27 protein-coding genes are annotated in these 24,008 nt (G+C 50.2%); 11 read left to right on the top strand and 16 right to left on the bottom strand.

Annotated features, from left to right (window positions below; translation table 11 throughout):
* The first annotated feature begins 5 nt into the window (after window positions 1–5).
* The 3 genes from artQ to artJ all read left to right on the top strand — a co-directional run bounded on the left by artQ (window position 6) and on the right by artJ (window position 2,398).
* Complete coding sequence (artQ, locus tag D9734_RS02810; RefSeq protein ID WP_130205229.1) at window positions 6–722, top strand: arginine ABC transporter permease ArtQ; 717 nt, start codon at window positions 6–8, stop codon at window positions 720–722.
* A complete protein-coding gene (artM, locus tag D9734_RS02805) occupies window positions 722–1,390 on the top strand; it encodes an arginine ABC transporter permease ArtM (protein WP_130205227.1) in 669 nt (222 codons plus the stop codon). Before artQ ends, artM begins: the two co-directional genes overlap by 1 nt.
* Window positions 1,391–1,666: 276 nt before the next feature.
* A complete protein-coding gene (artJ, locus tag D9734_RS02800; RefSeq protein WP_130205225.1) occupies window positions 1,667–2,398 on the top strand; it encodes an arginine ABC transporter substrate-binding protein ArtJ in 732 nt (243 codons plus the stop codon).
* Window positions 2,399–2,572: 174 nt separating this feature from the next.
* Here artJ and rlmC read toward each other — a convergent pair whose 3' ends face one another.
* The 10 genes from rlmC to D9734_RS02750 all read right to left on the bottom strand — a co-directional run bounded on the left by rlmC (window position 2,573) and on the right by D9734_RS02750 (window position 11,296).
* Window positions 2,573–3,700 (bottom strand): 23S rRNA (uracil(747)-C(5))-methyltransferase RlmC, encoded by a 1,128-nt coding sequence (gene rlmC / locus D9734_RS02795; RefSeq protein WP_130205223.1) that lies wholly within the window; start codon window positions 3,698–3,700, stop codon window positions 2,573–2,575.
* Between the two features lie 40 nt (window positions 3,701–3,740).
* Complete coding sequence (locus D9734_RS02790; RefSeq protein ID WP_130205221.1) at window positions 3,741–4,229, bottom strand: YbjO family protein; 489 nt, start codon at window positions 4,227–4,229, stop codon at window positions 3,741–3,743.
* A gap of 59 nt (window positions 4,230–4,288) precedes the next feature.
* Entirely contained in the window at window positions 4,289–5,134 is an 846-nt protein-coding gene (gene potI / locus D9734_RS02785) for a putrescine ABC transporter permease PotI (RefSeq protein WP_130205219.1), read from the bottom strand.
* A complete protein-coding gene (gene potH, locus D9734_RS02780) occupies window positions 5,131–6,075 on the bottom strand; it encodes a putrescine ABC transporter permease PotH (RefSeq protein ID WP_130205217.1) in 945 nt (314 codons plus the stop codon). Before potH ends, potI begins: the two co-directional genes overlap by 4 nt.
* A 9-nt stretch (window positions 6,076–6,084) precedes the next feature.
* Window positions 6,085–7,218 carry a putrescine ABC transporter ATP-binding subunit PotG gene (potG, locus tag D9734_RS02775; protein WP_130205215.1) on the bottom strand — a complete coding sequence of 378 codons (1,134 nt, stop codon included), beginning with the start codon at window positions 7,216–7,218 and terminating at the stop codon, window positions 6,085–6,087.
* 94 nt (window positions 7,219–7,312) lie between these two features.
* Window positions 7,313–8,425, bottom strand: a complete 1,113-nt coding sequence (gene potF, locus D9734_RS02770; RefSeq protein WP_130205213.1) for a spermidine/putrescine ABC transporter substrate-binding protein PotF — start codon at window positions 8,423–8,425, stop codon at window positions 7,313–7,315.
* Between the two features lie 350 nt (window positions 8,426–8,775).
* Complete coding sequence (locus D9734_RS02765; RefSeq protein WP_000203025.1) at window positions 8,776–9,252, bottom strand: YbjN domain-containing protein; 477 nt, start codon at window positions 9,250–9,252, stop codon at window positions 8,776–8,778.
* A gap of 87 nt (window positions 9,253–9,339) precedes the next feature.
* On the bottom strand, window positions 9,340–10,242 hold the full coding sequence (gene rimK, locus D9734_RS02760; protein WP_130205211.1) for a 30S ribosomal protein S6--L-glutamate ligase: 903 nt from the start codon (window positions 10,240–10,242) through the stop codon (window positions 9,340–9,342).
* Window positions 10,243–10,302: 60 nt separating this feature from the next.
* A complete protein-coding gene (gene nfsA, locus D9734_RS02755) occupies window positions 10,303–11,025 on the bottom strand; it encodes a nitroreductase NfsA (RefSeq protein ID WP_130205209.1) in 723 nt (240 codons plus the stop codon).
* Window positions 11,009–11,296 (bottom strand): DUF1418 family protein, encoded by a 288-nt coding sequence (locus D9734_RS02750; RefSeq protein WP_130205207.1) that lies wholly within the window; start codon window positions 11,294–11,296, stop codon window positions 11,009–11,011. The genes nfsA and D9734_RS02750 overlap by 17 nt, the downstream gene beginning before the upstream one ends.
* Window positions 11,297–11,453: 157 nt before the next feature.
* Between D9734_RS02750 and D9734_RS02745 the strand changes: the two genes are divergently transcribed.
* Window positions 11,454–11,711 carry a GrxA family glutaredoxin gene (locus D9734_RS02745; protein ID WP_130205205.1) on the top strand — a complete coding sequence of 86 codons (258 nt, stop codon included), beginning with the start codon at window positions 11,454–11,456 and terminating at the stop codon, window positions 11,709–11,711.
* Between the two features lie 31 nt (window positions 11,712–11,742).
* Here the strand turns inward: D9734_RS02745 and D9734_RS02740 are convergent, their stop codons facing one another.
* Window positions 11,743–12,120, bottom strand: a complete 378-nt coding sequence (locus tag D9734_RS02740; RefSeq protein WP_130205203.1) for an inner membrane protein YbjM — start codon at window positions 12,118–12,120, stop codon at window positions 11,743–11,745.
* Window positions 12,121–12,387: 267 nt separating this feature from the next.
* On the opposite strand from D9734_RS02740, the gene D9734_RS02735 reads away from it, so the two are divergent.
* Window positions 12,388–14,073 (top strand): aspartate:alanine antiporter, encoded by a 1,686-nt coding sequence (locus tag D9734_RS02735; protein ID WP_130205201.1) that lies wholly within the window; start codon window positions 12,388–12,390, stop codon window positions 14,071–14,073.
* Between the two features lie 135 nt (window positions 14,074–14,208).
* Here the strand turns inward: D9734_RS02735 and rcdA are convergent, their stop codons facing one another.
* On the bottom strand, window positions 14,209–14,784 hold the full coding sequence (gene rcdA / locus D9734_RS02730) for a DNA-binding transcriptional regulator RcdA (RefSeq protein WP_130205199.1): 576 nt from the start codon (window positions 14,782–14,784) through the stop codon (window positions 14,209–14,211).
* 83 nt (window positions 14,785–14,867) lie between these two features.
* Here rcdA and D9734_RS02725 point away from each other — a divergent pair, with 83 nt between their 5' ends.
* The 3 genes from D9734_RS02725 (at window position 14,868) to ybjH (ending at window position 17,254) form a co-directional block, all read left to right on the top strand.
* Complete coding sequence (locus D9734_RS02725) at window positions 14,868–16,076, top strand: MFS transporter (protein WP_130205197.1); 1,209 nt, start codon at window positions 14,868–14,870, stop codon at window positions 16,074–16,076.
* Window positions 16,076–16,891 (top strand): 5-amino-6-(5-phospho-D-ribitylamino)uracil phosphatase, encoded by an 816-nt coding sequence (ybjI, locus tag D9734_RS02720; protein WP_130205195.1) that lies wholly within the window; start codon window positions 16,076–16,078, stop codon window positions 16,889–16,891. Before D9734_RS02725 ends, ybjI begins: the two co-directional genes overlap by 1 nt.
* Window positions 16,892–16,975: 84 nt before the next feature.
* Entirely contained in the window at window positions 16,976–17,254 is a 279-nt protein-coding gene (gene ybjH, locus D9734_RS02715; protein WP_130205193.1) for a protein YbjH, read from the top strand.
* Window positions 17,255–17,295: 41 nt separating this feature from the next.
* On the opposite strand, the gene mdfA is transcribed toward ybjH, so the two are convergent.
* Entirely contained in the window at window positions 17,296–18,528 is a 1,233-nt protein-coding gene (mdfA, locus tag D9734_RS02710; RefSeq protein WP_130205191.1) for a multidrug efflux MFS transporter MdfA, read from the bottom strand.
* 273 nt (window positions 18,529–18,801) lie between these two features.
* On the opposite strand from mdfA, the gene ybjG reads away from it, so the two are divergent.
* Both ybjG and deoR read left to right on the top strand, forming a co-directional pair.
* The gene (ybjG, locus tag D9734_RS02705) at window positions 18,802–19,398 is read left to right on the top strand and encodes an undecaprenyl-diphosphate phosphatase (RefSeq protein WP_130205717.1); all 597 of its coding nucleotides are present in this window, start codon (window positions 18,802–18,804) and stop codon (window positions 19,396–19,398) included.
* A gap of 57 nt (window positions 19,399–19,455) precedes the next feature.
* On the top strand, window positions 19,456–20,214 hold the full coding sequence (gene deoR / locus D9734_RS02700; RefSeq protein ID WP_130205189.1) for a DNA-binding transcriptional repressor DeoR: 759 nt from the start codon (window positions 19,456–19,458) through the stop codon (window positions 20,212–20,214).
* A gap of 47 nt (window positions 20,215–20,261) precedes the next feature.
* Here deoR and dacC read toward each other — a convergent pair whose 3' ends face one another.
* Window positions 20,262–21,464, bottom strand: coding sequence for a serine-type D-Ala-D-Ala carboxypeptidase (gene dacC / locus D9734_RS02695; protein ID WP_130205187.1), 1,203 nt, complete (start codon window positions 21,462–21,464; stop codon window positions 20,262–20,264).
* Window positions 21,465–21,710: 246 nt separating this feature from the next.
* Between dacC and gstB the strand changes: the two genes are divergently transcribed.
* Window positions 21,711–22,337, top strand: coding sequence for a glutathione S-transferase GstB (gene gstB / locus D9734_RS02690; protein WP_130205185.1), 627 nt, complete (start codon window positions 21,711–21,713; stop codon window positions 22,335–22,337).
* Here the strand turns inward: gstB and D9734_RS02685 are convergent.
* Together D9734_RS02685 and bssR are read right to left on the bottom strand one after the other, a co-directional pair.
* Window positions 22,334–23,455, bottom strand: a complete 1,122-nt coding sequence (locus D9734_RS02685) for a PQQ-dependent sugar dehydrogenase (protein WP_130205183.1) — start codon at window positions 23,453–23,455, stop codon at window positions 22,334–22,336. The two genes, gstB and D9734_RS02685, sit on opposite strands and share 4 nt — an antisense overlap.
* 110 nt (window positions 23,456–23,565) lie before the next feature.
* Window positions 23,566–23,949, bottom strand: coding sequence for a biofilm formation regulator BssR (bssR, locus tag D9734_RS02680; protein WP_130205181.1), 384 nt, complete (start codon window positions 23,947–23,949; stop codon window positions 23,566–23,568).
* Window positions 23,950–24,008 lie beyond the last annotated feature (59 nt).

Here is a 24,008-nt window from a genome sequence, read left to right as displayed (position 1 = left end):
TCCTGATGAATGAATTTTTCCCTTTAGCAAGCGCCGCCGGGATGACCGTCGGCCTTGCCGTTTGTGCATTGATTGTCGGGCTGGCGCTGGCGATGTTCTTTGCGGTGTGGGAGTCGGCAAAATGGCGTCCTGTCGCGTGGGCAGGTTCTGCGCTAGTGACGGTTCTGCGCGGCCTGCCAGAAATTCTGGTGGTGCTGTTTATCTATTTTGGCTCCTCACAGCTGCTGCTGACGCTTTCGGATGGCTTCACCATCAATCTTGGGATCGTACAGATCCCGGTGCAGATGGACATCGAGAACTTCGACGTTAGCCCGTTCCTTTGTGGTGTCATCGCTCTGTCGCTGTTGTATGCCGCCTATGCCTCGCAAACGCTACGCGGTGCTTTAAAAGCGGTGCCAGTTGGCCAGTGGGAATCCGGTCAGGCGCTGGGGCTGTCGAAATCGGCTATTTTTTTCCGCCTGGTGATGCCGCAGATGTGGCGTCATGCGTTGCCTGGCCTCGGTAACCAGTGGCTGGTGCTGCTGAAAGATACCGCGCTGGTCAGTTTGATTAGTGTGAATGATTTAATGCTACAAACCAAAAGCATCGCTACCCGTACCCAGGAACCATTTACCTGGTACATTGTGGCGGCGGCGATTTACCTGGTGATTACTCTATTGAGTCAGTACATTCTCAAACGCATTGACCTGCGCGCGACACGTTTTGAGCGGAGGCCCAGCTAATGTTTGAGTATTTACCCGAACTGATGAAAGGGCTGCACACCGGCCTGACGCTAACCGTTGCCTCGCTGATTGTAGCGCTGATTCTGGCGTTAATTTTTACCATCATTCTGACGCTGAAAACGCCAGTGCTGGTATGGCTGGTGCGGGGTTATATCACGCTGTTTACCGGTACGCCGCTGTTAGTGCAGATCTTCCTGATTTATTACGGGCCGGGCCAGTTCCCGACGTTGCAGGAATATCCGGCACTGTGGCATTTACTGTCAGAACCGTGGCTGTGTGCACTGATTGCGTTGTCGCTGAACAGTGCGGCGTATACCACGCAACTGTTTTACGGCGCGATCCGCGCGATCCCGGAAGGTCAATGGCAATCCTGTAGCGCCCTGGGAATGAGCAAAAAAGACACGCTGGCGATCCTGCTGCCGTATGCCTTTAAACGCTCACTCTCTTCGTATTCCAACGAAGTGGTGCTGGTGTTCAAAAGTACCTCTCTGGCTTACACCATTACGCTGATGGAAGTGATGGGTTACAGCCAGTTGTTGTACGGGCGCACCTACGATGTGATGGTATTTGGCGCGGCGGGGATTATTTACCTGATCGTTAACGGCCTGCTGACGCTGATGATGCGCCTGATCGAGCGTAAAGCGCTGGCGTTTGAGCGACGGAATTAATATGGCTGCGTGCTGATGCCGGATGCGGCGTACATTAGCTGGATGATTTGTAGGTCTGATAAGACGCGTCAGCGTCGCATCAAACACCAGCACATACCCCACATACTGCATAAATTCTTATAATGAAGACGGGCAACCCACTAAGTTGTCCGTCTTTTTTTATTCCATTTAAATTATTTAATCATATTTATTGCATATAAATTCACTTAATGGCATTGTTATCCCATGCCGCAGACACGGCCAAAAATCATAAGATTGACAGACGGGAGTTCCATCATGAAAAAGTTAGTTCTTGCCGCATTACTTGCATCCTGTGCGTTCGGCGCTTCTGCCGCGGAGAAAATCAATTTTGGCGTATCAGCGACCTATCCTCCGTTCGAGTCGATGGATGCCAATAACCAGATTGTCGGCTTTGATATCGACCTGGCAAAAGCCTTGTGCAAACAGATGCAGGCAGAATGTACTTTTACTAATCACGCGTTCGACAGCCTGATCCCGTCACTGAAATTCAGGAAATATGACGCCGTTATCTCCGGTATGGATATCACGCCAGAGCGTAGCAAGCAGGTATCGTTTACCACGCCCTACTATGAAAACTCAGCTGTCGTAATTGCCAAAAAAGATACCTACAAAACGTTTGCCGATCTGAAAGGTAAACGTATTGGGATGGAAAACGGCACCACGCACCAGAAATATATTCAGGATCAGCACCCGGAAGTGAAAACTGTCTCCTATGACAGTTATCAGAATGCCTTTATCGATCTGAAAAATGGCCGTATTGATGGGGTATTTGGTGATACAGCGGTGGTGAACGAATGGCTGAAAACCAATCCGCAACTGGGCGTTGCGACTGAGAAAGTGACCGATCCGCAATACTTCGGCACCGGCCTGGGTATCGCTGTACGTCCTGATAACAAAGCTCTGCTGGAAAAACTGAATAACGCACTGGCGGCAATTAAAGCGGATGGCACGTATAAGAAAATCAGCGATCAGTGGTTCCCGCAGTAATTGAGACTGATGACAAAAGTAAGATTGCCTGATGCACTACGCTTATCAGGCCCGCATCAACTCTACAATGTATTGATTTAGCATGATTTTGTAGGCCGGATAAGGCGTTCACGCCGCATCCGACATGAACAAATCGCACCTGATCAGTAATCTGAAGCCGCACCTGCGGCTTTTTTATTGCTTCACCAGCAGCGTCAGCACTTCATAGTGCGCGGTGTGCGGGAACATATCAAAAAGCTGTACCCGTTCAATGCGATAACCAGGCAGTTCGCGAATATCTTTCGCCATGGTTTGAGCGTTACAGCTGGAGTAAATGATAAAACGTGGTGCCATCGTTGAGAGATAATCACACAGCGGTTTACCAATGCCCCGGCGCGGCGGGTTAACCAGCACCAGCTCCGGCACCGCCCCCTGAGCGGTGGCAAATTGAGTGGAGTCCAGCGCCTGAAATTGCAGACGCGTTAAGCCCAGTTCAGAGGCTGACTGCTTCGCACAGGCAATGGCTTCTGGCGCAATTTCGATCCCGGTTAACTGCATGTCAGCCGTCGCGCAGTGTAAACCAAAGCCCCCCACGCCGCAGAACAGATCCCACATATGTTTGACCGGCAGCTGCCGTACCCAGTCGCGCGCGGTGGCATACAGCTGGCTGGCGACCGCCGGATTAGTCTGGAAGAAACTTTGCGGGCGGATCCACAGCGGCACATCGTTAAAACGCTCTGCCAGCGACTGTTGTTCCGTCAGGTAGATCTCCGTCTCCCCTTCCATAATCGCCATATGTACCGGCTGAATATTGACGGTAATGACTTTCAGCTGCGGCAATTGTGCCTGTAACCACGGCAATGCCTTACGCAGTTGTGCCAGTTTGGTTTCAGAACGCAGTACAAAGCGCAGCATCATGCCGCCATCACTCTGGCTTTCAGTCAGCAGAATGTATTTCAGTTCGCCACGCTTACGCGCCACGTTGTAGGGCGTTAACCCCGCACGGGCGATAAACGGTTTTAGCACCGCAAAAACGGGCGCAAATGAGGCAGGATAAAGCGGGCAATCGCAAAGATCTTCCGGCGTGCCGTCACGATGCAGCATTCCGAGCCGTGGTTTTTCAACACTGCCACTCACCACCATTTTGGCTTTATTACGAAACCCTTGTTCCGGGCCAGACACCGGCGCGCACCATTCCTCAACCGGAAAATCGGCCAGCAGATTCTTAAGATCGGCGGTTTTAGCGGAGAGTTGCTGTGGTATCGGCTGCGTTATCCACTGACAGGAACGACAGCGACCCGCGTCGTAAAGTGCGCACTGCATACATTGACCTTCACATCATCAGGGGCGACGATTATACACATTATTGCAACTGGAAGAACCGCCGACTGGTCGAGGGAACGAACAGCAGCATCAGGATGAGCATATCCGGCAGCTTCTGCAGCATCAGGCTATGGAAGATTTCACGTTTTGATTCACCGGGAATGCTGAACAACTCCGGATAACCATAACCCAGCGAAGCAGCCCACAAATAACTGGCGGCCGTGATTTGTGTCAGCAGATACAGCCAGCGCGCCCAGCGACGCCCTTTCACCAGCGAAAACGCACACCAGATCTCAATAAAAACCAGCGCCAGACTGCTTAAAAAGACCAGTGTTAAACTCCAGGTTTGTACGCTGCGATGAATGAACTCGCCAATACCGCGCACGCCTAATGTATTGAAAATCATCAACACGTCGAGGCCACGGATCATAATAATGGCGAGCGCCGCCACCTGCACCAGCGCAGGCACATTCAGGCGAGCATGTGATGAAGATGTTTTCTTAAAAAATCCCAACGGTTCGTCTTCCATGAAAACAATGCCGCGACATGCGCGGCATTATGTAGCCAGGTTGGCAAATTTTAGTGTCTTCAGCCACGTCTTGCACGCTGGATATCGCGTATCCGCTGCTTTTCTGCGCGAGCCATCAGATACCAGGCGATTAATCCGACAATTCCGACCGCACCGAGAATTAACGTTGCAAGTGCGTTAATTTCTGGATTCACCCCCATCCGCACGCTGGAGAAGACCAGCATCGGTAACGTGGTGGCTCCCGGCCCGGAAACAAAGCTGGCAATCACCAGATCATCAAGCGACAGGGTAAAAGCCAGTAACCAACCAGAAATGATCGCCGGCATGATCATCGGTAGCGTAATGACGAAAAACACTTTCAGCGGCATCGCACCGAGATCCATCGCTGCTTCTTCTATCGATCGATCCAGTTCCCGCAGACGCGACGAAATAACGACTGCCACATAAGCCGTACAGAAAGTGACATGCGCCAGCCAGATGGTGAGCATACCGCGGTCCGCAGGCCAGCCAATGGCATGAGCAAGCGCGACGAATAACAACAACAGCGACAAGCCCGTGATGACATCTGGCATCACCAGCGGCGCGGTGATCATAAAGGCAAAACCATTTGATCCGCGAAACCTGCCAAAGCGCACCAGCACCACCGCCGCAATTGTCCCGAGGATCGCCGCCGCCGTCGCCGCACAGGCCGCAATTGTCAGGCTTAAACCAACCGCACTCATCATTGCGTCATCGCGCAATAACTCACCGTACCAACGCGTTGACCAGCCCGCCCACACCGTCACCAGCTTCGAGCTGTTAAATGAATAGATAACCAGCATCAGCATTGGCGCATAAAGAAAGGTGAAGCCCAGCAGCAAAATCACAATCCGCCAGGGCGAACGAACGACCGGTAAATTATTCATCCGTGTTCTCCCACACTTTTTTGCTGATACTTGTGGAACCACATAATAGGCACGATTAGCAGCAACAACATGATAATCGCCACTGCCGAGGCGACAGGCCAGTCACGGTTATTGAAGAACTCCTGCCACAGCACGCGCCCGATCATGATGCTATCCGGACCGCCGAGCAGTTCCGGGATCACAAACTCGCCAACCGCAGGAATAAAGACCAACATCGATCCGGCAATAATTCCGCCTTTGGTGAGTGGCACGATCACGGTAAAGAACGTTTTCAGCGGTCGTGCACCGAGATCCAGTGCCGCTTCCACCAGCGAATAATCAATACGCATCAACGCGGTGTAGATTGGCAGCACCATAAACGGCACATAGGCGTAAACAATGCCAATATAGACCGCCAGGTTGGTATGCAGAATGGTCAGCGGTTGATCGATAACACCCAGCCACAGCAGGAAGTTATTCAGAACGCCATTGTTTTTTAATATTCCCATCCAGGCATAAACGCGGATCAGAAACGAGGTCCACGACGGCAGGATCACCAGCAGCAATAAGATATTGCGGGTCGAGGGTTTACTGTGCGCCACCGCCCACGCCAGCGGGTAGCCAAGCAATAAGCAGCAGATGGTCGAAATCGCTGCCACCTGTAACGACTGGAGATAAGCATCGAAATAGAGCGGATCGTCGGTAAGTTGCAGAAAATTACCGAGATTAAGAGTGATTGACAGTTGCCCGTCGGCCCACTCCATCAGTTCGGTATAAGGCGGAATAGCTCGCGCCATCTCTGCAAGACTTATTTTAAAGACAATCAGAAATGGCAGCAGGAATAGCAAAATTAACCAGATATACGGCAGGGCAATCACCAGTTTGCGCCCGTGCTTCATCTGCCACTGCGTAAGCCACTGTTTTAACCCGCCCGGCTGGACAGGAGGTTCAAGTGTACTCATCTTTGCTCCTTAAACCGTCAGCACCACACAACTGTCCACTTCCCAACATAAACGAACTTCATCACCCCAGGTCGGTAGCCCTTTGCGGTGACGGTGCGCGTTTTGTAGCTGGGCGCTAATCATCTGCCCGCTTTTCAGACGAACGTGATACACCGAAAGATCGCCGAGATAGGCAATGTGTATCACCTCCCCCACCGCGAAGTTACAACCATTGGCGGGCGGCTCCTCGCAAAGCATGATTTTTTCCGGTCGCAGCGCCACATGTACCGGCACGTTATCGACCACTGACGCCAGCGGATCGACTTTCAGCGGATGGACCAGCCCCGGTGAATCGAGCAACAGGCCGTCTTCCTGACGCTCTTTTAGTAGCCCTTCAAAGACGTTGACTGAACCAATAAACTCGGCGCTGTAGCGGGTAGTCGGATGCTCGTAAATCTCTTCCGGCTCGCCAATCTGAACAAATTTCCCGCGATTCATAATGGCGATACGCCCCGCCATGGTCATCGCCTCTTCCTGATCGTGAGTAACCATTACGCAGGTCACGCCGACACGCGCCAGAATATCCACCACTTCAAGCTGCATCCGGTCACGCAATTTTTTATCCAGCGCGCCCATCGGCTCATCGAGCAGTAATAGTTTCGGGCGCTTGGCAAGGCTTCGGGCCAGGGCTACACGCTGGCGTTGGCCACCGGAAAGCTGGTGCGGTTTGCGTTTGGCGAACTCCTGCATATGTACCAGTCCGAGCATCTCGTTGACCCGGCTGGCAATTTCCGCTTTTGGCAATTTGTCCTGCTTCAGGCCAAAGGCGATGTTCTGTTCCACGGTCATATGGGGAAACAACGCGTAAGACTGAAACATCATATTGATGGGGCGTAGATAAGGAGGAACCCGTGACAGGTCGACGCCATCAAGCATAATCTGCCCGGCAGAAGGTTGTTCAAAACCTGCCAGCATACGTAGCAGCGTGGATTTACCACAGCCGGATGCGCCCAGCAGTGCAAAGATTTCGCCTTTATAAATGGTCAGACTGACATCATCGACCGCATGTTGACCATCGTAGGATTTGGTCAAATTACGGATTTCTAATAGTGGTGTCAGCGACTTACGACTTTTCGCCTGCGGGCGAGGGATAGCGTCATTCACGGCTGCTCTCCGGCATTGAATGTGTGCAAGCGCACCATGATGGTGCGAATTGCCGGCGGGTGTGGTGCACCCGTCCGGCATCTACAACAGCAGATTATTTTCCGCTCTTCACTTTGGTCCAGGCGCGAGTGCGCACTCGATCGATTTTTGGATCCTGCACTTGTAGTGTGAACATTTTGGCGCGAACGTCCGCAGGCGGGTAAATTCCAGGGTTATCACGGACTTCCGCACTCACCAGCGGCGTGGCTGCTTTATTGGCGTTAGCATAGAACACATGGTCGGAGATATGCGCGACCACATCCGGACGCAGCAGGTAATTCAGGAACTGATAAGCTTCGTCTTTATTTTTGGCATCCGCAGGCATGGCGAATACATCAAAGAATGCCATCGCCCCTTCTTTCGGAATCGAGAAAGAGACATTCACACCGTTTTTCGCTTCTTTCGCGCGGTTTGACGCCTGCCACACATCGCCCGCCCAGCCAATAGCGACGCAAATATCGCCGTTTGCCAGATCGTTAATGTATTGAGATGAATGGAAATAACGAATATTTGGACGCAGCTTTAACAGCAGATCGGTTGCAGGGCCAGTGTAATCATCCGCTTTGGTGCTGTTGGGATCTTTGCCGAGATAATTCAGCACTGTGGCAAAAACTTCTTCCGGCGCATCGAGGAACGAGACTCCGCAGCTTTTCAGTTTTTCCAGATTTTCAGGTTTGAGGATCAAGTCCCAGCTATCGACGGGCGCGTTTTCGCCCAATACCGCTTTGACTTTATCGACGTTATAGCCAATTCCGGTGGTCGCCCACATATACGGCATGGCAAATTTATTGTCGGGATCGTGTTTTGCTACCAGCTTCAGCAGTTCTGGATCGAGATTCTTCCATTCTGGCAATTTGCTTTTATCCAACGGCTGGAATACACCAGCAGTCAACTGGCGTTCAAGAAAACTGGCTGATGGAACGACAAGATCAAAGCCGGTGCTCCCCGCCATTAACTTGCCTTCCAATACTTCGTTGGAATCGAAAACATCGTAGACGACTTTTATACCCGTCTCTTTTTCAAAATTTGCCACTGTATCCGGGGCGATATAATCAGACCAGTTATAGATGTGGAGTGTTTTTTGTTCAGCCGCGAGCGTGCCGACAGAGACGGCCATCAGAGCACCTGCAACCAGACCCGATAGCCATTTTTTATTTAAGGCGGTCATATCTCTTTCCTTCTGAAAGTTCGTTAACAAACGAACAAAAGTTGTCACACTGAAAGATATGCAATAAACGTGCATATTTTTTATCGGCGCGGCGCAAGAAAAGAGAACTCTCTCCCGGCCAGCATTGCTCGCTATATAAAAGCCTTGCAAGAATAACTTTAGCCAGGGTTTGAAACTATAGCTGTAATTAAAAAACAGTATTTAACAAATTTTTATGCGCATTTGCTCTATGTGATAAAGCAAATTCGGCATAAGACAAGTGAAAAAATCTTTAATGGAAGGTTAAATTTAGCAGGAAATATTATAATGCGCAGTCACTGCGGCAGCGACTGCGTGCTCAAAAAGAATTATCAGTGAAGGAAATAGTTTTCGGTAACGTTATTTTGCCCTTCATCGTCAGTCGGCAACAGCAGTTGATGGGCATTGGCTTCAAGGATGACCATCGAAATCTGCTCTTCACTCTGGCGTACGAACCATGCAAATTGTTCATAGGTTACGCCCTGCATAACGGATAAAGACTGGCAAACCACCAGCTTTGGCAGATTATCATCCTGCATATCAAGAAATGCTTTCACAGTCAGCGAACTGGCATTGATGGCCGACAAATCCGCCGCCAGCGGCAACACGGCTGAAGGTCTGACTTCCGCCATGGCAGAAAACAGGATCGTGTTATCAATCAGGTCGATTTTGGCATCAAAGACACCGTCAAAATTCTGCATATGCGGCAGATGTAGCGCCTGACAGTTATCACATTCAAAAAAACTCATCCCCAGGTCATCGAGCCATTGACGCAACGTATCCAGACCAGGAACGACCAGCGATGTCATAATTTTGTACAACCTCTTCCGATAAAAAGACTGGCACAGCTTACGCAAAAAGCGCAGGCAAAACCATGATCAGTCACGTTATTGCGACTAACCACCGGTTTTTAAGCAATATTCTGCCGTGGCGTGGCGCTCAATCCAGCGGATCATTTTACCCGCGATGTCGATACCGGTGGTTTTCTCTATCCCTTCCAGACCAGGCGACGCATTCACCTCCATCACTAACGGTCCGCGATTTGCACGCAGAATATCCACACCAGCAACATCCAGTGCCATCGTTCGTGCGGCTTTTATGGCGATTTCACGCTCCTGCGGCGTAATACTGGCAATGCTTGCCGCACCGCCACGATGCAAATTGGAACGAAAATCGCCCTCCTTCGCCTGCCGTTCAATTGCCGCGACCACTTCATCGCCAACGACCAGACAACGAATATCACGGCCTTTTGCTTCTTTTATATATTCCTGCACCAGAATATGCGCATTAAGACCGCGAAAAGCGTCAATTACGCTTTCTGCTGCCTGACGCGTCTCTGCCAGCACCACTCCAATCCCCTGCGTGCCTTCGACCAACTTGACCACCAGCGGCGCACCACCGACCATCTCGATTAAGTCGCTGGTATCATCCGGCGAATGCGCCATGCCTGTTACAGGCAGGTCAATGCCCTGTCGCGCTAACAGTTGCATGGAACGCAATTTGTCACGCGCACGGGCAATCGCGACCGATTCATTCAACGGATAGCTCCCCAGCATTTCGAACTGGCGTAACGCCGCCGTCCCATAAAAGGTAATGGCGGTGCCAATGCGCGGGATCACCGCGTCAAAATGGGGTAGCTTGCGGCCTTTATAATGAATAGAAGACGCCGCAGGATTAATGTTCATATAGCAAGAAAGCGGATCGAGAATTTCAACCAGGTGACCGCGCTGTATGGCGGCTTCACGCAACCGCTTACACGAATAGAGCGTTCCATCCCGGGACAATATGGCAATTTTCACCCTGCACCTCTCTGTCAGACCTGGTCAAAAGCCCGCGTATCATACATCGGCGTTACGGTTTTAGCGCGTCGCCCAACCTTGTTTATGCAAATAATCGAGAATAAAAGGACGGCTTTCTTTGATAATCGTCCGACGAATATGATCGCTCCAGGTATCCCGACGATTATTGCTGCCACGGGTGAGATAATATTCCGCCAGTTGCTCGTCATACTGCGCCAGAGCGTCTTTATCCAGCGGTTGATAGCTGTTTTCATGCACCACAATAGAGGCGGGTAAACGCGGTTTGAGATCCGGTTTATCCGCAGGCCAGCCAAGACACAGACCAAATAGCGGCAAAACATGCTTCGGTAACTTCAGCAGTTCCGTCACCGCTTCGATATTATTGCGTAGGCCACCAATATATACTCCGCCCAATCCCAGAGATTCCGCTGCAGTTAACGCATTTTGCGCCATCATCGCCGTATCAACGACACCGAGCAACAGTTGTTCCGCCAGGCCAAGTTGTGCATCCGGACAGATCTGTAAATGACGGTTAAAGTCGGCACAGAACACCCAGAACTCCGCCGCTTGCGCCACATGTTTTTGCCCGCCGGTCAGCGTTACCAGTTCTTCACGCAGCGTTCTATCGGTAATGCGAATAATGCTACTGCATTGCAAAAAACTAGAACTGGAAGTCGCTCGGGCGCTGTTGATAATCGCCTCACGCTGCGCCTCAGAAATGGGGTCATCAGTGAAATGGCGAATGGAGCGATGGCCACAAATAAGTTCAATGGTTGGCGTCATTATCTTTTTCTCTTTCTGAACGTGAAGATTCCAGTGGACGGTTCATCAGTTGTGGGGCAAGCCGTTTTGCCACCTGAAGAATAACCACCACCGCAGCGGGAAGCATGAGCAAAACACCGAGAAAAATCATCAGAATTTGTATCTCTGGCGTCGAAAACGGCACCGGAAGCGAAAGGTAATGGCTTAACGACAGCAGCGCCGTCACCAGTAACATCATGCCGATGAATTCCAGTATCAACACGCTTTTAGGTAATTTACCGATCGCGCGCATAAGCTTCCCTCTGCAAAGTGAATTGCTATTTTAAAACCTTTCGTTGCGTTGTGCTTCAGTTATAGCTTTAAGCAATCAATGCAACAGGTTAAACCTACTTTCAGCGAGTAAATTTTGGCGTAATCATGGCGGACATAAACAGATGAGGAGAGAAACAATGCAAACCGTTATTTTTGGTCGTCCGGGTTGCCCTTACTGCGTGCGTGCTAAAGAGTTGGCAGACAAACTAAGTAATGAACGCGATGACTTTGAATATCAGTATGTTGATATTCGTGCAGAAGGGATTAGCAAAGAAGATTTACAACAGAAAGCAGGTAAACCAGTAGAAACCGTACCGCAGATTTTTGTCGATCAGCAACACATCGGCGGCTATACCGATTTTGCTGCCTGGGTGAAAGAGAATCTTGAAGCCTGATTGCCGGATAAGCCCTCTCTGTTTGAGGGCTTTATTGATTTTTTCTGTGCTGTGACTTGAACAAACTACTAATAAACAAGAAACACAACGCCCCCAACGCACACCAGAATACGGCGCTCAATAACCATGCCAGCTCTTGCCAGAATGAGCGTGTTGGTGAAAAAAACAGACGCATAATTAACATAGAACACGGTGCCGCCAGCATTGCGCCAAACAGCGGTTTAAGGACTTCTCTACGCTGCGAAAAAAAGCTGGCAACCGCTCCAGGAAGAATGAAAAACAGCAAGCCGATTTCAGGATGCCCGGCAGCCCGAAAAGCGCCTTTCATTTGCGTCGCCAGGAACAGGCACACTACAATGAAGAGGACAAAACAGCAGATTGCCCCCGCCCAACGTTGTTTATGTTTCACTCGCTCCTCCTGACACTGCCTCTATCGAACACATTTTCGCCACTATGGCGTTCAGTAAGATAAAGCCGCTTCGCATTCCATGCTAATATAGGCCAACGCAATTTTTATAGCCGTTGGTACTTAATGTGATTACACTAGTAAAATATATTGTTTCTTTACTATTGCTTAAGTGCGCTGAATGAATTCGCGCCCTGATTTCAGGTAAAAACATTATCTTAAATTACCATTTCTTTCAACAGCTTACTCGTAAACAAGAAGTTAGTCTCCGTGAATATAAACGTCGCCGAATTGTTAAATGGGAATTACATTCTGTTATTATTTGTAGTCCTTGCGCTTGGACTATGTCTAGGAAAATTACGACTTGGTTCAATCCAACTGGGTAATTCCATTGGCGTTTTAGTCGTATCGTTACTATTAGGGCAACAACATTTCAGCATTAACACCGACGCGCTTAATCTTGGCTTTATGTTGTTTATTTTCTGCGTCGGGGTCGAAGCCGGACCCAACTTTTTTTCCATTTTTTTCCGCGATGGGAAAAATTACCTAATGTTAGCTCTGGTGATGGTTAGCAGTGCGCTGGCGATCGCCTTAGGGTTGGGTAAGCTGTTTGGCTGGGATATCGGTCTGACGGCCGGTATGTTGGCTGGCTCCATGACATCGACACCGGTTCTGGTCGGTGCTGGCGACACATTACGCCATTCCGGTATGGAAAGCGGACAGCTCTCCACAGCACTGGATAATCTAAGCCTTGGGTATGCGTTAACTTATTTAATTGGCCTGGTGAGTTTAATTGTCGGCGCACGTTATTTACCGAAGTTGCAACATCAGGATTTACAGACCAGCGCCCAACAAATCGCTCGCGAACGTGGCCTGGACACCGATGCCAGCCGAAAAGTTTATTTGCCGGTGATCCGCGCCTACCGTGTCGGCCCGGAGCTGGTGGCCTGGACCGACGGCAAAAATCTGCGTGAATTGGGTATTTATCGTCAAACCGGTTGCTACATTGAACGTATTCGTCGTAACGGGATTCTGGCAAATCCAGATGGCGACGCCGTACTGCAAATGGGCGATGAGATAGCGTTAGTGGGATATCCAGACGCCCATGCCCGCCTCGATCCCAGCTTCCGTAACGGTAAAGAAGTTTTTGATCGTGACCTTCTCGACATGCGTATCGTCACTGAAGAGGTAGTCGTCAAAAACCATAACGCGGTAGGTAAACGTCTGGCACAACTAAAGTTGACCGATCACGGTTGCTTCCTTAACCGCGTCATCCGCAGCCAGATTGAGATGCCAATTGATGACAACGTTGTGCTTAATAAAGGTGATGTTTTACAGGTGAGCGGCGATGCCCGTCGCGTGAAAACCATTGCTGACCGCATCGGCTTTATCTCGATTCACAGCCAGGTCACAGACCTGCTGGCATTCTGCGCGTTCTTTGTTATTGGCCTGATGATCGGGATGATTACCTTCCAGTTCAGTACATTTAGCTTCGGCATGGGTAACGCTGCTGGCTTGTTATTCGCCGGCATTATGTTGGGCTTTATGCGCGCTAACCACCCGACCTTCGGTTACATTCCGCAGGGGGCGTTAAGCATGGTGAAAGAGTTCGGCTTGATGGTGTTTATGGCAGGCGTTGGTTTAAGCGCCGGTAGCGGCATTAATAACGGCCTGGGCGCGATCGGTGGTCAGATGTTAATTGCCGGATTGATTGTCAGTCTGGTGCCGGTGGTTATCTGCTTCCTGTTCGGCGCTTATGTACTGCGTATGAACCGCGCACTCCTGTTCGGCGCGATGATGGGCGCGCGTACTTGTGCGCCGGCAATGGAGATCATCAGCGACACCGCACGCAGTAACATCCCAGCCTTAGGTTATGCGGGCACTTATGCAATAGCTAACGTACTGCTAACGCTGGCTGGGACAATCATTGTCATGGTATGGCCAGGACTCGGATAAAACTGAAGTTGCCCTGAAAATGAAATTTTTTTGTACAATCGGCGAACTTTTCTTTGGGGCATCAGTCTTAATTAGTGCCACTGCTTTTCTTTGATGTCCCCATTTTGTGGAGCCCATCAACCCCGCCATTTTGGTTCAAGGTTGATGGGTTTTTTGTTGCCTGAAATTTATCTCCTGCCCCGCCACTCGTGCCACCATCCGTAAAATCTCCTCGCGCGATAGCGGCTTACGGTCAGTGACAAAATGCAGCGTCATCCCTTCAATAAAAGCATCCAGAGCCCGGGCCGTTCCAGGTTCAAACCATTGTTCGAGTGTTTGCTGACTGCGCTGCATCCAGTTTTGCATCACTGTTTTTAATAACGGTTTTCGACTGGCCAGCGCGTAGAGTTGATACATCAGTTCCATGTTGTCCGGCGTTGCAACCTGCGAGCTGTAGATCATTTCTGTGATGGCCTGGCAGGCACTGGGGGCATCTCTGACATCGAGAAAAAATGCCTGATATTGCAGTGACATAGTCTGCGTAAAGCTACTGAACGCTTCCAGTAATAGCTCATCAATTCCTGAAAAATAGTAGGTCATCGACCCTAACGGTACCCCGGCAAGGGTAGCTATTTTACGGTGCGTCACGGCATGTATTCCGTAAAGTTTCACCGCCTCGAGAGTGGCCTGGATGATTTTTTCTCGCCGTTGTGGATCGTTAGCGCGACGCATGTCATTTCCTCTCTCTGCAATTGTGTACAAATGTACACAACCTTGCTAAGGTTGTCTTCTCTCTTCTTTTTTTGACGTGATCTATGACAGTAAATTCTTCACGTAATACATTGAAACGCCGTACCTGGGCGCTGTTCATGTTCTTCTTTTTGCCGGGCCTTCTAATGGCTTCCTGGGCAACCAGAACGCCCGCTATCCGCGACATTCTTTCTGTCTCTATCGCCGAAATGGGCGGAGTGCTCTTTGGTCTGTCAATCGGTTCGATGAGCGGCATTCTCTCCTCGGCGTGGTTAGTAAAACGCTTTGGGACGCGTAATGTCATCCTGGTCACGATGTCCTGCGCATTGATCGGGATGATGATATTAAGTCTGGCGCTCTGGCTGACATCTCCTGTGCTCTTTGCCGTTGGTCTTGGCGTTTTTGGCGCCAGTTTTGGTTCCGCAGAAGTGGCGATAAACGTTGAAGGTGCTGCCGTTGAGCGAGAAATGAATAAAACGGTTTTGCCGATGATGCATGGCTTCTACAGTCTCGGTACGCTGGCGGGGGCTGGTGTAGGGATGGCGCTGACGGCCTTTGGAGTTCCGGCAACTGTTCACATTTTGCTGGCGGCGCTGGTGGGCATCGCGCCTATTTATATCGCTATTCAGGCAATCCCTGACGGTACGGGAAAAAATGCTGCCGATGGCACGCAGCATAGTGAAAAAGGGGTTCCTTTTTATCGCGATATTCAGTTGCTATTAATTGGTGTCGTGGTGCTGGCAATGGCTTTTGCAGAAGGTTCTGCCAACGACTGGTTACCCTTATTAATGGTTGATGGCCACGGATTTAGCCCAACATCCGGCTCATTGATATACGCAGGTTTCACATTGGGGATGACCGTTGGACGTTTTACCGGCGGCTGGTTTATTGATCGCTACAGCCGCGTTGCCGTGGTACGTGCCAGTGCACTAATGGGTGCGTTGGGTATCGGGCTAATTATTTTTGTTGATAGCGCCTGGGTCGCCGGGGTATCTGTCGTTCTTTGGGGACTGGGTGCCTCGCTGGGCTTCCCGCTGACCATTTCAGCCGCCAGTGATACCGGCCCCGATGCGCCAACCCGTGTCAGCGTAGTGGCCACGACCGGTTATCTGGCTTTCCTCGTCGGGCCGCCACTGCTGGGCTATCTCGGCGAACATTATGGATTACGTAGTGCAATGCTGGTTGTACTGGCGCTGGTTATTCTCGCGGCTATCGTCGCAAAAGCCGTCGCCAAACCCAATACAAAAACGCAGACTGCGATGGAGAATAGTTGATGGGCATTAAATTAATTGCGGTAGACATGGACGGTACTTTCTTAAGCGATCAAAAAACCTATAACCGCGAGCGGTTTATGGCCCAATATCAGCAGATGAAAGCACAAGGTATTCGCTTTGTGGTTGCCAGCGGGAATCAATATTATCAGTTGATCTCATTCTTCCCCGAAATTGCCGATGAAATTGCTTTTGTGGCGGAAAATGGTGGCTGGGTAGTGAGCGAAGGCAAAGATGTTTTTAATGGTGAGCTATCGAAAGATGCTTTTGCCACTGTCGTGGCGCATTTGCTGACGCGCCCGGAAGTGGAGATTATTGCCTGCGGAAAAAATAGCGCCTATACCCTCAAAAAATATGACGATGCCATGAAAACCGTGGCGGAAATGTATTATCACCGTCTGGAATACGTCGATAACTTTGACAACCTAGAAGATATCTTCTTCAAGTTTGGCCTGAATCTTTCCGATGAACTGATTCCACAAGTGCAGAAAGCATTACATGAAGCCATCGGCGATATTATGGTGCCAGTGCATACCGGCAACGGCAGCATCGATTTAATCATCCCCGGCGTGCATAAAGCCAATGGCCTGCGTCAACTCCAGAAATTATGGGGAATAGACGACAGCGAAGTCGTGGTCTTTGGCGATGGCGGTAATGATATTGAGATGCTGCGTCAGGCAGGGTACAGCTTCGCAATGGAAAATGCCGGCAGCGCGGTTGTTGCAGCGGCGAAATATCGTGCAGGTTCCAATAACCGTGAAGGCGTACTGGACGTGATTGATAAAGTTCTTAAACACGAAGCGCCATTTAATCAATAAAACGGCAGCACGCCCGGCAACACAACGCCTGAATGAAGGCTGCATAATTCGCAGAAATTAACTCACCGGATTATTTCAGGCGAAATGATTATGAAGAATTATGTTTTGCTGGGCGCGTTTCTCATGAGCTTTGCCGGTGCAACGATGGCGCAAAGCGTTACCGTCGATGTGCCAAGTGGATACAAAGTGGTAGTGGTCCCTGATTCTGTCAGCGTTCCACAAGCCGTCAGTGTCGCTACTGTGCCGCAAACCGTCTATGTGGCTCCTGCTCCGGCTTACCGTCCACATCCGTATGTTCGTCACCTTGCCAGCGTTGGCGAAGGAATGGTTATCGAACATCAGATCGATGACCATCACCATTAATACGAAAATGCCTGATTGCATTGTGCAATCAGGCATTTTTTTTACCCTTCATGCGAATTTCCTACCTGTTTATCTTTTAAAAAGATAAACATCAGCAGCAGCCACAAAATTCCGTTGGCAAGGTTGAAGAGATTAAACAGACCATTGCCGCCGTTCAGATACGCGTGTTTACTGATCTCAATACCGACAGTGAAAATCAGCATTTGCAACATACCCATCGCCGCAGAAACCGTACCTTTACTCATATCGCTGGCAAACAACGTCAGACGCACCAGTCCTGCATTCGCCAGACCAATACCAAAAGCATAAATACTTAACCCAGCGGTCATCCACAAATACGCGTGCGATGAGATGACCGTTGCAGCAGCGGCGACCAACAGACCAATCATAATCGGCCAACCGCCCATAATGATCAGCGAACGTACGGTGCGACGCGAGGTCAGTCGCGCCAGCAGTAGGTTCCCCGCAATTAATGCGCCGAAAATGGGAACTTGCAGCAAACCATATTCATAGCTGCTCAACTGCTCGCCGGTTATGATAATAATCGGCGACTGGGCAATCCACGCCAGCAACGGCAGACTAACAAACCCCAGTGCCAGCGCCCCCGCAACAAAGCGACCATTCTTCAGCACCAGCTTGTAGTCACGCCCGAGCTCTTTCAGCGACAGTTTCTCACCTATACGCGTGGCGGTTTCTGGCATGGCACGTTGCAGACCGAAGAAGGAGATCGTTGCCAATGCGGCAAATAATACAAACATCCCTTCCCAGGGCAGCACATGGATCCACGCCGCCCCCACCAACGGGCCGAGTAGCGGAGCAATCAGCGCCACGTTCGCCATCAGCGCGGTGATCTTGATACAAACCGCCTCTTCGAAGGATTCCTGAATTGCGGCGTAACCCACAGCGCCAATGAAACAGAGGCTTATGCCCTGCAAGAAGCGCAACAGCGTGAATTGTTCAATGTTTTGCGCCAGTAATATCGCCAGACAAGTGATGATAAACCACACTACGCCCGCCAGCATCACCGGACGGCGACCAATACGATCCGACAATGGCCCCAGCAGCCACTGTAAAAACATCCCACCCGCAAGGTACGCGGTCATCGAGGTAGGAACCCAATCAATGCCCGCCTGGTACTGTTCCACCACGGCCAACATACCGGGCTGAATCATATCGTTACCGATATAGGTTGAGAATTCGTAGAGCACCAGACAGAGAGGGAAAAGTAATGCCTGACGTCCAAGTCTGGCACCATTAGCTAATCTATTTTGCATGCAATTTCTTCGCCAAGAATAATCGCGCAAAGTTTAATAAAAGCGTGGCTAACGAGAAAGCAATTTTTGCTCCTTAAGCACATTCTTACATTAATCGGCGATTAGATTCTCTTTTTTAAGCTTTATTTAACTACCGCGCGTTACCATTACTTCACGTAATACGGGCCGCTTATGAGAAATAAGACGATGCCGCTTTACCCTGTTTAACATGCACCTTATTCTCACCGCCTTGCCTGACGGCTCCCCATTAAACACCTTATGAGTCTGGAAGTTATGCTGGAAAATCTCAATTACTCATTATTCTCTCTAATTAATGCCACGCCAGATTCTTCTCCGTGGATGATCTCGTTGGCGATTTTTATTGCCAAAGATTTGATTACTGTGGTGCCGCTACTGGTCGGGGTACTTTGGCTGTGGGGACGTACGGCGCAACGGCAGATAGTGATAAAAATAGCGATCGCACTGGCTGTAAGTCTGTTTGTTTCCTGGTGGATGGGTCATTTATTTCCACATGACCGCCCGTTTGTCGAGAATATCGGCTATAACTTCCTGCACCATGCGGCGGATGACTCTTTCCCGAGCGATCACGGCACGGTGATCTTCACCTTCGCTCTGGCATTTTTAATCTGGCATCGTTTGTGGTCCGGATCGCTTCTCATGGTGCTGGCCGTAATTATTGCCTGGTCGCGGGTCTACCTTGGCGTCCACTGGCCACTGGATATGCTTGGTGGGTTGTTGGCGGGAATGATTGGTTGCCTTAGCGCGCAGATTATCTGGCAAGCTGCGGGGGCGATGCTCTACCAGCGGCTGCAATCGTGGTATCGCTTCTGTTTCGCCTTACCGATCCGTAAAGGCTGGGTACGTGGCTGATTTCGGATAAAACGTGTAATATCAGGCGGCTCGCTTCAATAACTATTCAGAGGGAATATGGAAACACGTCGCGAAGAGCGCATCGGGCAATTACTCCAGGAATTAAAACGCAGCGATAAGTTACATCTGAAGGACGCCGCCGCCCTACTTGGGGTTTCAGAGATGACGATTCGTCGCGACCTGAATAACAACAGCGCCCCCGTCATATTACTCGGCGGCTATATCGTTCTCGAACCACGCAGCGCCAGCCATTACCTGCTAAGCGACCAAAAATCCCGTCTGGTGGAAGAAAAACGCCGCGCTGCGAAACTGGCCGCGACGTTGGTAGAACCCGGTCAGACCCTCTTTTTTGACTGCGGCACCACTACGCCCTGGATTATTGAAGCGATTGATAATGAAATCCCTTTCACCGCCGTTTGTTATTCACTGAATACCTTTCTGGCGCTGCAAGAGAAACCACATTGCCGGGCGTTTCTTAGTGGTGGAGAATTTCACGCCAGCAACGCCATCTTCAAACCTATCGATTTTCAACAAACGCTGAATAATTTTTGTCCGGATATCGCTTTTTATTCCGCTGCGGGTGTACATATCAAAAAAGGCGCAACCTGTTTTAATCTTGAAGAGTTGCCGGTAAAACACTGGGCTATGTCGATGGCGCAAAAGCATGTGCTGGTTGTCGACCACAGTAAGTTTGGTAAGATACGTCCGGCACGCATGGGCGACCTGAAACGCTTTGATATCGTAGTAAGCGATCGTTGTCCGGAAGATGAGTATGTGAAGTACGCGCAAACGCAGCGTATTAAGTTAATGTATTAATTAAGCATCGCCGGATGACGTCAACGCGCCATCCGGTCATCTAAAGATTAAGAGAACCAGCTACCAAACCACTGATGGAATTTCATCATCACGAAATCCCACATCCGACCAAAGAATCCACCCTCTTCCACATTCTCCATTACGATCAGCGGACGCTGTTCAATAGATTTACCGTTAAGCTGGAAATCAATGGTTCCGACGACCTGGCCTTTTTTCAGCGGTGCGGCGAGCTGCGGTTCGGTTAATGTATAACTGGCTTTCAGGTTTTTCAGTTGTCCACGCGGAATAGTCACCGATCCGCCTTCGCCAGCACCGAGATTCACTTCACTCTTATCGCCAAACCAGACTCGCTGGGTCACAAAGGTGGCATCAGGTTTAATTGGTGTCACGGTTTCAAAGAAACGGAAGCCCCAGGTGAGCAACTTTTCGGACTCATTAAAACGGATACGATCGGTTTTCGCTCCCAGTACCACAGAGATCAAACGCATGTCGCCCTGGGTCGCGGAGGCCACCAGGTTGTAACCGGCACCTGCCGTAGTACCGGTCTTCATACCATCGACATTGACATTACTACTCCACAGCAGACGGTTACGGTTAGGCTGGCGAATCTTGTTGAAGGTAAATTCCTTCTCTTTATGAATGGCGTACTCTTCCGGTACATCGTGGATTAACGCTTTGCCCAGCAAGGCCATATCGCGTGCGGTACTGAACTGCCCCGGAGCGTCAAGACCGTGCACCGTCTGGAAGGTGGTGTTGGTCAGGCCCAATTTTTTAGCATAACCATTCATCAAGCCAATAAATGACTCCTGACTGCCCGCGACGTAATCTGCCAGCGCAATACAGGCGTCATTACCGGACTGAATAATCACGCCTTTGTTTAAATCGGCCACCGAAACCTGATCGCCCGGTTTGAGGAACATCACCGATGAACCGCGCAGCGCCGGATTCCCCGTCGCCCAGGCATCTTTACCGACCGTCACCATATCGGTGAGTTTAATCTTATCGGCCTTGAGCGCCTGCCCAACCACATAGCTGGTCATGATTTTGGTCAGACTGGCTGGGTCCAGTTTCTCATCCGCATTACCTTCAGCCAGCACTTTTCCGCTGGCGTAATCCATTAAAATCCATGCACGCGCATCCACGCTCGGCGCGTCAACGGTCTGTTCCGCCGCGAATGCCGTTGGGGCAAAAAGAAATAAAAATGCAGAACCCGCTGCAAGACCACGAAGGAGAGAGGAGTATTGCGTCATAAATGCCACCCGAGTATCCATTCAAAAAAAATACGTTATATCGCCGTATGATAAGTTCGGTGATTAATAACGCACACACAAACTTAAAGAAACCGTAAGTTGGTAAAGTTTTTAAAGTTTATGCAATATCCTGCCGCTTCGCTGCTTCTGGCGTCATTTTTTTACCAACTGTTGCTTAAAAGTTAACTTTACTCCACCATCAGAGTCCTGTTCAGCCTGTGGCTGCCTGTGTAAAAAGGGGTGAGTATGATTACGCTGTGGGGTCGGAATAATTCAACCAACGTAAAAAAAGTGTTGCTGACGCTCGAAGAACTGGATCTGCCTTATGAGCAAATTCCCGCGGGCCGTGAGTTTGGAGTAAACCATGACGCCGACTTTCTGGCGATGAATCCCAACGGGCTGGTGCCGCTGTTGCGCGACGACGAAAGTGATTTAATTCTCTGGGAATCGAACGCCATTGTCCGCTACCTGGCAGCACAGTACGGGCAAAACCGCTTGTGGATCGACTCGCCAGCACGTCGTGCAGAAGCGGAAAAATGGATGGACTGGGCAAACCAGACGCTCAGTAATGCCCATCGCGGGATCCTGATGGGATTGGTCAGAACACCGCCTGAAGAGCGCGACCAGGCCGCCATTGATGCCAGTTGCAAGGAATGCGACGCTCTGTTTGCCCTTCTTGATGCGGAACTGGCAAAAGTGAAATGGTTCTCTGGTGATAAATTTGGCGTGGGTGATATCGCTATTGCACCGTTTATCTACAATTTGTTTAACGTCGGTCTGACCTGGACACCGCGTCCAAATCTGGAGCGCTGGTATCAACAGCTCACTGAACGCCCCGCAGTGCGTAAAGTGGTGATGATCCCCGTTAGCTAATTATTACGTGGACTTACTTTCAGTAATTCGCCATTGGACTCGTCGGTCAATACGTACAAATAACCGTCGGGCCCAGTGCGAACATCACGAATTCGCTGCCCTCTGTCCGTTAATATGCGGCCATCTTCCGTTACCTGATTGCCTTTGACGCTCATCACGATGACATCTTTGTCTTTTAACGCGCCAATAAATAATTTTTGCTGCCACTGGGGGAATTTGTCGCTGTTATAGAAGGCCATACCGCTCACGGCGGGCGAATCTTTCCAGTAGAAAATCGGTTGTTCGGTACCGGCAACGATTCCCCCTTTCGCTTCCGGTATTTTAAGTCCCGAGTAATTGATGCCCCAGGATGCCAGCGGCCAGCCGTAATTTTTGCCTTTTTCCGGGATATTAATTTCATCACCACCGCGCGGACCATGCTCATTCAGCCACAGCGCATTGCTCCACGGATTCATCGCCATCCCTTGCGGATTACGAATGCCGTAAGACCAGATCTCAGCGCGTGCACCGGATTCTTCCTTTACAAAAGGATTATCATCCGGGATCTCGCCCTGGTCGGTCAGACGCACCAGTTTGCCCTGTAATTTATCCAGATCCTGCGCCGTCGGGCGCTGATTGTTTTCCCCCAGACCAATAAACAAATAACCTTTGCCGTCAAACACCAACCGTCCGCCAAAATGGTTACCGGTAGAAAGCTTAGGCATCTGACGAAAAACGGTGCGGAAATCCGTTATTTTTGTCAGATCATCGCTCAAACGGCCATAACCTACGGCAGTACCGGCTTTGTCATCATCTCCCTGTTCTGAATAACTTAACCAGATGCGGCGAGACTGGGCAAAATCAGGCGCTAAAGCTACATCCAACAAGCCTCCCTGCCCGTGTGCCCAGACTTCCGGCACACCAGCCAGCGGCGCAGATAATCCTTTTCCTTCTTGCCAGTGGCGTAACTCGCCACCACGCAGCGTGATTAACATACCGTGATTATCGGGTAAAAAGGCCAGCGCCCAGGGATGGTCGAGTTTGTCTTGCAATACCTCGACATTTACCGTTGCAGGCGCCGCCCAGAGAGCGGAAGAAACACAGAAAAGGGTCACAAGGAAAAGGGATTGTCGATGCATAACGCCTCCGGATTGACTCTGGCTTAAAGCGTAGTCAGTCAAAAGCGCAACAAATGCATTTTTACATAAACTTAAACATGAAGGGGGAGATGCATTCTCCCCCTTAGTTTTCAGGCCTTCTCAAGCATGGCGTGCTTCTGCAGGCTCTGGATACTCAGCGTTAAGCTCATCAGACAATTTTCAAGCTTATCGGCGTTGACGGTAATAAAATTTGGGCAATCATGATACCCACTCATCAAACATACTGCGGCTGTCGCTAATGCTTCTTCAGCATGATGAAGAGCATCCCACTCTTCCTTATCCAGATGAAGATTCAACCGCAGCGATTTATCGTGCAATTCGCGATGCAGTTTAAAAAAGTTATCTCGTAGATGATTGCTTTCGCTGACGGACATGTATCCTTTGGCCTTCCTCAGATGCACGTATGCAGCGAGGTCAACTTGTGCGTCTTTCAACCGGTTCAGCAGGTCGCTTCGCTGTCTGTCAACGAACATACTTCGATCCTCCTCTTTCCAACCTTGTTGCAATTAAATAGTATGGCTATTTTTTGAGC

The sequence above is a fragment of the Escherichia sp. E14S1 genome (assembly GCF_004211995.1).
Classification (GTDB): domain Bacteria; phylum Pseudomonadota; class Gammaproteobacteria; order Enterobacterales; family Enterobacteriaceae; genus Escherichia.
The sequence above is the reverse complement of the archived record's forward strand: the minus strand, read 5'-3'. Positions and strand labels throughout refer to the sequence as shown.

What these genes read in the sequence shown, in the direction of transcription:
- artQ (WP_130205229.1), top strand. Translation starts at nt 6, where the DNA reads ATGAATGAATTTTTCCCTTTAGCAAGCGCCGCCGGGATGACCGTCGGC.
- artM (WP_130205227.1), top strand. Translation starts at nt 722, where the DNA reads ATGTTTGAGTATTTACCCGAACTGATGAAAGGGCTGCACACCGGCCTG.
- artJ (WP_130205225.1), top strand. Translation starts at nt 1,667, where the DNA reads ATGAAAAAGTTAGTTCTTGCCGCATTACTTGCATCCTGTGCGTTCGGC.
- rlmC (WP_130205223.1), bottom strand. Translation starts at nt 3,700, where the DNA reads ATGCAGTGCGCACTTTACGACGCGGGTCGCTGTCGTTCCTGTCAGTGG.
- D9734_RS02790 (WP_130205221.1), bottom strand. Translation starts at nt 4,229, where the DNA reads ATGGAAGACGAACCGTTGGGATTTTTTAAGAAAACATCTTCATCACAT.
- potI (WP_130205219.1), bottom strand. Translation starts at nt 5,134, where the DNA reads ATGAATAATTTACCGGTCGTTCGTTCGCCCTGGCGGATTGTGATTTTG.
- potH (WP_130205217.1), bottom strand. Translation starts at nt 6,075, where the DNA reads ATGAGTACACTTGAACCTCCTGTCCAGCCGGGCGGGTTAAAACAGTGG.
- potF (WP_130205213.1), bottom strand. Translation starts at nt 8,425, where the DNA reads ATGACCGCCTTAAATAAAAAATGGCTATCGGGTCTGGTTGCAGGTGCT.
- D9734_RS02765 (WP_000203025.1), bottom strand. Translation starts at nt 9,252, where the DNA reads ATGACATCGCTGGTCGTTCCTGGTCTGGATACGTTGCGTCAATGGCTC.
- nfsA (WP_130205209.1), bottom strand. Translation starts at nt 11,025, where the DNA reads ATGACGCCAACCATTGAACTTATTTGTGGCCATCGCTCCATTCGCCAT.
- D9734_RS02750 (WP_130205207.1), bottom strand. Translation starts at nt 11,296, where the DNA reads ATGCGCGCGATCGGTAAATTACCTAAAAGCGTGTTGATACTGGAATTC.
- D9734_RS02745 (WP_130205205.1), top strand. Translation starts at nt 11,454, where the DNA reads ATGCAAACCGTTATTTTTGGTCGTCCGGGTTGCCCTTACTGCGTGCGT.
- rcdA (WP_130205199.1), bottom strand. Translation starts at nt 14,784, where the DNA reads ATGCGTCGCGCTAACGATCCACAACGGCGAGAAAAAATCATCCAGGCC.
- D9734_RS02725 (WP_130205197.1), top strand. Translation starts at nt 14,868, where the DNA reads ATGACAGTAAATTCTTCACGTAATACATTGAAACGCCGTACCTGGGCG.
- ybjI (WP_130205195.1), top strand. Translation starts at nt 16,076, where the DNA reads ATGGGCATTAAATTAATTGCGGTAGACATGGACGGTACTTTCTTAAGC.
- ybjH (WP_130205193.1), top strand. Translation starts at nt 16,976, where the DNA reads ATGATTATGAAGAATTATGTTTTGCTGGGCGCGTTTCTCATGAGCTTT.
- mdfA (WP_130205191.1), bottom strand. Translation starts at nt 18,528, where the DNA reads ATGCAAAATAGATTAGCTAATGGTGCCAGACTTGGACGTCAGGCATTA.
- ybjG (WP_130205717.1), top strand. Translation starts at nt 18,802, where the DNA reads ATGCTGGAAAATCTCAATTACTCATTATTCTCTCTAATTAATGCCACG.
- deoR (WP_130205189.1), top strand. Translation starts at nt 19,456, where the DNA reads ATGGAAACACGTCGCGAAGAGCGCATCGGGCAATTACTCCAGGAATTA.
- dacC (WP_130205187.1), bottom strand. Translation starts at nt 21,464, where the DNA reads ATGACGCAATACTCCTCTCTCCTTCGTGGTCTTGCAGCGGGTTCTGCA.
- gstB (WP_130205185.1), top strand. Translation starts at nt 21,711, where the DNA reads ATGATTACGCTGTGGGGTCGGAATAATTCAACCAACGTAAAAAAAGTG.
- D9734_RS02685 (WP_130205183.1), bottom strand. Translation starts at nt 23,455, where the DNA reads ATGCATCGACAATCCCTTTTCCTTGTGACCCTTTTCTGTGTTTCTTCC.
- bssR (WP_130205181.1), bottom strand. Translation starts at nt 23,949, where the DNA reads ATGTTCGTTGACAGACAGCGAAGCGACCTGCTGAACCGGTTGAAAGAC.